This window comes from Microbacterium sp. (assembly GCF_036566905.1).
Lineage (GTDB): Bacteria > Actinomycetota > Actinomycetes > Actinomycetales > Microbacteriaceae > Microbacterium.
On the sequence record NZ_DATCVK010000010.1, the window covers coordinates 1 to 5,244 of the forward strand.

General features: G+C 68.0%; 6 protein-coding genes. 2 read left to right on the top strand and 4 right to left on the bottom strand.

All coding sequences use genetic code 11. The annotated features are described in order from the left end of the window. From VIP82_RS01135 to VIP82_RS01145, 3 genes are all read right to left on the bottom strand, one after another. A partial coding sequence (locus VIP82_RS01135) for a hypothetical protein (protein WP_331905465.1) occupies window positions 1-611 on the bottom strand: 611 nt, incomplete at its 3' end. Window positions 612-666: 55 nt separating this feature from the next. Then, a complete protein-coding gene (locus VIP82_RS01140; RefSeq protein WP_331905466.1) occupies window positions 667-1,446 on the bottom strand; it encodes a hypothetical protein in 780 nt (259 codons plus the stop codon). Continuing rightward, complete coding sequence (locus VIP82_RS01145) at window positions 1,434-1,805, bottom strand: hypothetical protein (RefSeq protein ID WP_331905467.1); 372 nt, start codon at window positions 1,803-1,805, stop codon at window positions 1,434-1,436. The genes VIP82_RS01140 and VIP82_RS01145 overlap by 13 nt, the downstream gene beginning before the upstream one ends. A gap of 1,361 nt (window positions 1,806-3,166) precedes the next feature. Between VIP82_RS01145 and VIP82_RS01155 the strand changes: the two genes are divergently transcribed. Continuing rightward, complete coding sequence (locus tag VIP82_RS01155; RefSeq protein WP_331905468.1) at window positions 3,167-3,439, top strand: hypothetical protein; 273 nt, start codon at window positions 3,167-3,169, stop codon at window positions 3,437-3,439. Window positions 3,440-3,620: 181 nt separating this feature from the next. Here the strand turns inward: VIP82_RS01155 and VIP82_RS01160 are convergent, their stop codons facing one another. Then, complete coding sequence (locus tag VIP82_RS01160; RefSeq protein ID WP_331905469.1) at window positions 3,621-3,980, bottom strand: MmcQ/YjbR family DNA-binding protein; 360 nt, start codon at window positions 3,978-3,980, stop codon at window positions 3,621-3,623. Window positions 3,981-4,175: 195 nt separating this feature from the next. Between VIP82_RS01160 and VIP82_RS01165 the strand changes: the two genes are divergently transcribed. After that, window positions 4,176-4,856 carry a class I SAM-dependent methyltransferase gene (locus tag VIP82_RS01165; RefSeq protein ID WP_331905470.1) on the top strand — a complete coding sequence of 227 codons (681 nt, stop codon included), beginning with the start codon at window positions 4,176-4,178 and terminating at the stop codon, window positions 4,854-4,856. Window positions 4,857-5,244: the final 388 nt, after the last annotated feature.

The following is a 5,244-nucleotide window of genomic DNA, read 5'->3' on the forward strand; positions in this document are numbered from 1 at the left end:
CTGGAGCCGATGCGGAGCACGCCGCCCGCTTGGCCGAGCCCGCACGCGAGCGCGATCAGACCGATCATGCCCGCTGCGGCAGACAGTCCGCTGAAGTCACCGGCCACGAGGTCACGAACCGCGGCCGCGCTGCCGAAGATCGCGGTGAGGAACGCCAGCGAGGACGTCAGCAGCCTCACGAGGTTGCGCGGCTCGAGATAGACGGTTCGCGCCTGCACCCACCCGCCGGGGCGGCGCTGACGAGAACCCGCCCGGAATGGCGCGCGCAGCCACGCAGCGGCGCTCGTCGTGAGCGCTCGCCCGGTGAGCCACAGCCGCACGAGCCCGAAGGCTGCGGCGCCGGCGAGGATCACGGCGACGACCGTGACCACGACGTCCACGAGCGACGGCGGGCCTCCCAGCTGCGCGATGGCATCGACCATCCCAACGGCGACGAACACGCCCAGTGCCGTCACGACGAAGCACGCGAGCCCGAAGGCCCATCGCGACCATCGTTCGTAGTCGCCGCGGAGCACCAGCGCGACGCGGTCGGCCTCTGCAACGGTGACGTCATCCGCCGTCGCGCCACCGATCCAGGGGCGCGATTCCGGCCGGATGAGGGTGAAGGCCATGGACGTCATGGTTACGCGGTCCGCCTCGCGGAGCCCGGATCGAGGACAGTGGAGCTCATCGCGGCGTGAGGTCCTCGCGCGGAGCCATCGTCATCCCCAGGATGCCGATGCGCAGCTCGCGGGCGCGGGCGAAATCCTCCCGCGAGATCAGCCCGCGGTCGCTCAGGTCCGCGAGCGCGGTCTGGATGTCACTGTGGATGCGCATCCGCTCGTCGGGCGGCATGCCATCCAGCGCAGCCTCGAGACGGGAGAAACTGCGCTGCCAGCGATCGCTTCCGGTGTGGGCGGGTCCACGGAACATCAGGAAGTGCAGGATGCCGACGATCACGTCTGCCAGCAGCCCCACGACGCCCCACACGCCATCCGCCGCCCCCTGTGCGATCGCACCGACGGCGATGAGCAACCCGATCGCCGACGGCACGAGATGCAGCGAGCCGAGCATCCGATGGATCTTCGGGTCGGTGCCCAGCGACTCGCGCAACTCCGTCGCGATGCCGATGCCCGCGATGAGCGCGGCGACGCCTGCGAGCAGCCCGGCGACACCCACCGGCGCGACATCATTGCGCCCGAAAATCCACGACAGCAGGAAGAGCAGCGCGATGACGGGCAAGGTGAAGCTCGCGATGTTCGACAGCGTGAGCAGGCACCCCCATGCCGGCGCGACGTTCTTCGCGAGGTCCCTCCAGGCAGCCGTCGGCGCGAAGGCCGCCAGCGACCGACGGAGCTCGGGAACGCGGTGCAGCGCACGTGCCTCGAGCTTCCACCAGTCCAATGGCGTCCACTGCGTCGCCGCGCGCGCGAACGTCGTCGCGGCACCGCCGCTCAGATCCGCCATACCGCATCCCTTCTCTTGGCCGCGGCGACTATGCCGGAGGGGTCGAGCACCTCGGTGGGGATGCAGACCGCGTCGCCGACATGCACCGAATCGAGGAGCGTGGACCGTGTCGGGGCGTCCCCGCCCGCCATGATCATGCCGAAGGCGCCCTGTTTGCGTGCCGCTGCCAGCGCCCCGGTCACGTGAGCCTCGAGCGCGGCGTACACGTCAGGCCGGTGCGCTTCGCGCAGCCGGACGCGCGCGTTCTCGAGCAGGGAACGCTCCGTGTCGCCCGACGAGTCGTACATGGTCCAGCCGTGCGGCAGCGCCATCCGGAACTCGGGCATCCCCGCCGGCAGCCACTCACGCAGTGAAGTCACCGAACCAGCCTGCCACAGCCGAACAGCGTCTTCTCCGTGACTTGAACGGTGCTGTAGCTGCCTTTCTCGCGGGCGCGACCGGAGGTCCAGCTAAGCCGGCTCGTCACGCGAGGCCACCTCAGCCCTTCACCGCCGGAAGACAGCCCTTCACCTCCGGAAGAACGGTGCCTCCGAAGAGGATCTGGAGGAGTTCAACGCATACGCCTCCGCCGCGACGCCCTGGTCGGACCTCGTTGGCCGTGCACAGGACTGGGTGCGTTCGAGCACGTCTGAACGGGGTCTACCCGCGAAAGTGTCGCGACCGCGCAGCGAGTGCGGGTACGCGCAGACCACTGTGTCCGTTTGAGGATCCCTCAACGCGATGGCTATCGAGAGCTGGCGTGGGTTGGGGCGGAGCTACTCCATGTGCGAGCAGCGGAGGGTCCAGGCGACCAATGCGGCTCCTCCGATGGCCGATGCTGCGATTCCTGTCCAGAAGGCAGGACCGAACCCACCCAGCGGGCCGGCCATGACGAGGGCGACCGCCGCGCCCGTTGCCACCGCACCAAGCCCGCTCGTGATGGCTTCTGCGCGTCCCGAACGAACGAGCCTTGCGGTGAACGCTCGCGACCCCAGCCCCGGACTCAGTGCGAGGATGCTCGCGATCACGCAGATGGGCACTGCGATCAGCAGCGCGTAGGGGAGGAAGCCCAGCGAAAGCAGCGGGTTGGGGGTCCCGATGAGGAGTTGGGTGATGCATGCGATGACCGCTGTGGCGATCCCGACCCCGCTTGCGAGCAAGAACAGGTCCGGGACGTCGATGTGCGAAATCTCGCGAAACCAACTCAGTCCGATCTTCCCTCTTGGCAGCGTTGCGCTGACGCTAGCAGTACCCGCGGGCAGCGCCTTTCGGCGTCGCCGGTTCAGTGAACCGGCTGGGGGAGTCGATGAAGACCAGGTGGGAGAATGACCAGTTCTCCAAGGACCGTGTGGTTTCCGCGCGGAGATGCCACCCTGACGCCGAATCCACCGTATTTGTCCAGGTTTGAGGGGGTTGGATTCCACGGAAGATGGCCAATTCCTACACCTGGCCGACATCGGCGAGTAAGCCGCCGCGCCCCACAAACGGATCGGCTCGGCGGGCCGGCGGTCAGAGCCCCGGAAAGGTAGCGCCGTGCGCTCGAGCGGGGCGGTGTGCTCGGCAATCTGACCGACCGCCTCTTCCGCGAGCCCGGGGTTCGCTCGGACGCCCTAGGCTTCATCAACACTCGGTGGATGATGCCGGCGATCTACAAACGTCGCCCACATCTTCATCGTCGCGATGATGATCGGTGTGTGGCACTGTTGGTACTGGTGGGAGTCAAGTACTGGTGGGAGTGAACATGAGCGGCAAGTGGCATCGTAAGCACCTCGGAGACGACGTACCGGAGCAGGCTCCCGGCGAAGAGACATTGTTGGGCGCCGCAGGCGACGAGGTTCCCCCCGGGGGAGTCGTCGCCGGCTCCTTCAGTGAGGAGTTCCCCGGCGCCGACCCGTACGCGGGCATTCCGGCCGACGAAGTCGGCCTCCCGCCGCTGAGCGAGGCCGAGCAGGAAGCCGTGGCGCGCCTGGCAGACCGGCTCGCAGACGACCCGGACGTACGCCGCAACCTCTGAGATGCCGTCCCGGAGGCTGCCGATCCCGGTGAAGTAGCGGATCTCAGCAAGCGCGACCCAACGAGTCCCGCGGTGTAGGTTCCGCGCGGAGATAGCACTCTGGCGCCGCGAATTCACGGTATTCGTCCACGCCTGAGCGGGCCGCATTCCGTGCAAGATCGGTTAGGGCACGCGTCAGTTCTCAGTGCGGGCCCGTGGGATGCGCGAGATCGTAGGCGCGGGAGATCTTCGCCGGCACCACCATGCGCCAGGCATCGACGACGAGCTCGCGGGCCTCGTCCGGCTCCAGGGCCGCAAGATCCGCATGAACCCAGTTGAAGCGCAGATCCGAGTCCGTGGGCATCTGGAACTTGCGCGGATTGCCCCCGACGAGCGCTGCCCGCTCCTCCTTCGGGAAGGCGAACCCCATCACGCTCTCGTCGAGGGAGAACGCGACGTAGACCATCTGACCGACCCGGAACTTCAATCGCCCGCGCACGTAGGCATGGTAGGAGCGCTCCAACTCTGCGCCCAGCGCTCGAACGTCGTCGATGACCGCCATGTCTACAGTCTTTCAGTCGTTTGGACACGGAGTGACCCGACACCCACGCCCTGGCACTGGCGGAATGGGCGTGCCACGATGTGCGTGGGAGGGATCACTGTGGGTGAGGTTGCGTACGGCTCATTGGCGTCGGTGTATGAGTGGCTGGTACCGGATGCCAAGGCGTCACCGGCGGGCAATGCGCAGGGATTCGAGATGGTGACGGCGGGGCTCGAGCCGGGGGCACAGATCCTGGACTGCGCCTGCGGGATCGGGTTGCTGGCGGTGGGGCTTGCTGAGGCCGGGTTCCGGGTCACCGCGTGCGATGCCAGCCCGGCGATGGTCGAGCGGACCCAGGCGCTGGCTCACGCTTACGGGGTCGAGGTGTCGACGCGGGTATGCCGCTGGGACCAGCTACCCGATCAAGGCTGGCAGGACCGGTTCGACGCTGTGTTCTGCGTCGGGAACTCGCTCGCGCACGCGGTCGGACGCAGTGGCCGGAGCGCCGCACTCGACGGCATGGCATTCGTGTTGGCGACGGGCGGGGTGCTGGCGCTGACGTCCCGCAACTGGGAGCAGATCCGCTCGGCCGGCAGCAGGCTGGACGTCTGGGACCGGCTCGTGGAACGCGCCGGCCGCAAGGCAGTGGTGGCGTACGCCTGGCAGGTGCCGCCTTCATGGGACACCGAACACCACCTGCAGATCTCCGTGGCAGCGCTCGAGGATGGTGACCAGCTGCAGGTGACGACCGAACTGCTGCCGATGTGGCCCTTCCGCCACGACGAACTCCTCGCCGATGTCGCGGCCGCGGGTCTCAGCCTCGCAGACTCCACCTACGACGCGACCCAGCCGCAGTATCTCGTCACCGCTCGGCGACCCGCAGGGCTACCGACCTGACGCGCGTCTTCTGGCGGAACCTGCAGGAGGAACGCTGTTGTGTGGGTCCGCGCGGAGATGTCCCTCTGGCGGTGAATCCCACTGCATTCGTCCGAGACGGCGGATCCGCCGACCGGTGGATGCGCGCATCGGTCGGCTGGAGGCTGCGCGCATCGGTCGGCCGGGGCTGCCGACGAGCGGGCGAACGCGGCAGGCTCGGAGCATGGACATGAGGGCGCCCGCTGGGGGCAGAACGAGCGGAGTGAGCACGGATGTCGCGGTCCCGGCATCGAACACACTGCTCACGGGTCATGAGCATGGGTGGATCGTCGAGTCGGCGCACTCCACATCAGAGGGTCGGGTTCTCTACGTGCGATGCGCCGAGTGCGGAGTCAGACGGATCGACGTG

Bases quoted from the DNA above. Each gene is read 5' to 3' on its own strand.
- VIP82_RS01140 (WP_331905466.1), bottom strand. From the start codon at position 1,446: ATGGCGGATCTGAGCGGCGGTGCCGCGACGACGTTCGCGCGCGCGGCG.
- VIP82_RS01155 (WP_331905468.1), top strand. From the start codon at position 3,167: ATGAGCGGCAAGTGGCATCGTAAGCACCTCGGAGACGACGTACCGGAG.
- VIP82_RS01160 (WP_331905469.1), bottom strand. From the start codon at position 3,980: ATGGCGGTCATCGACGACGTTCGAGCGCTGGGCGCAGAGTTGGAGCGC.
- VIP82_RS01165 (WP_331905470.1), top strand. From the start codon at position 4,176: ATGGTGACGGCGGGGCTCGAGCCGGGGGCACAGATCCTGGACTGCGCC.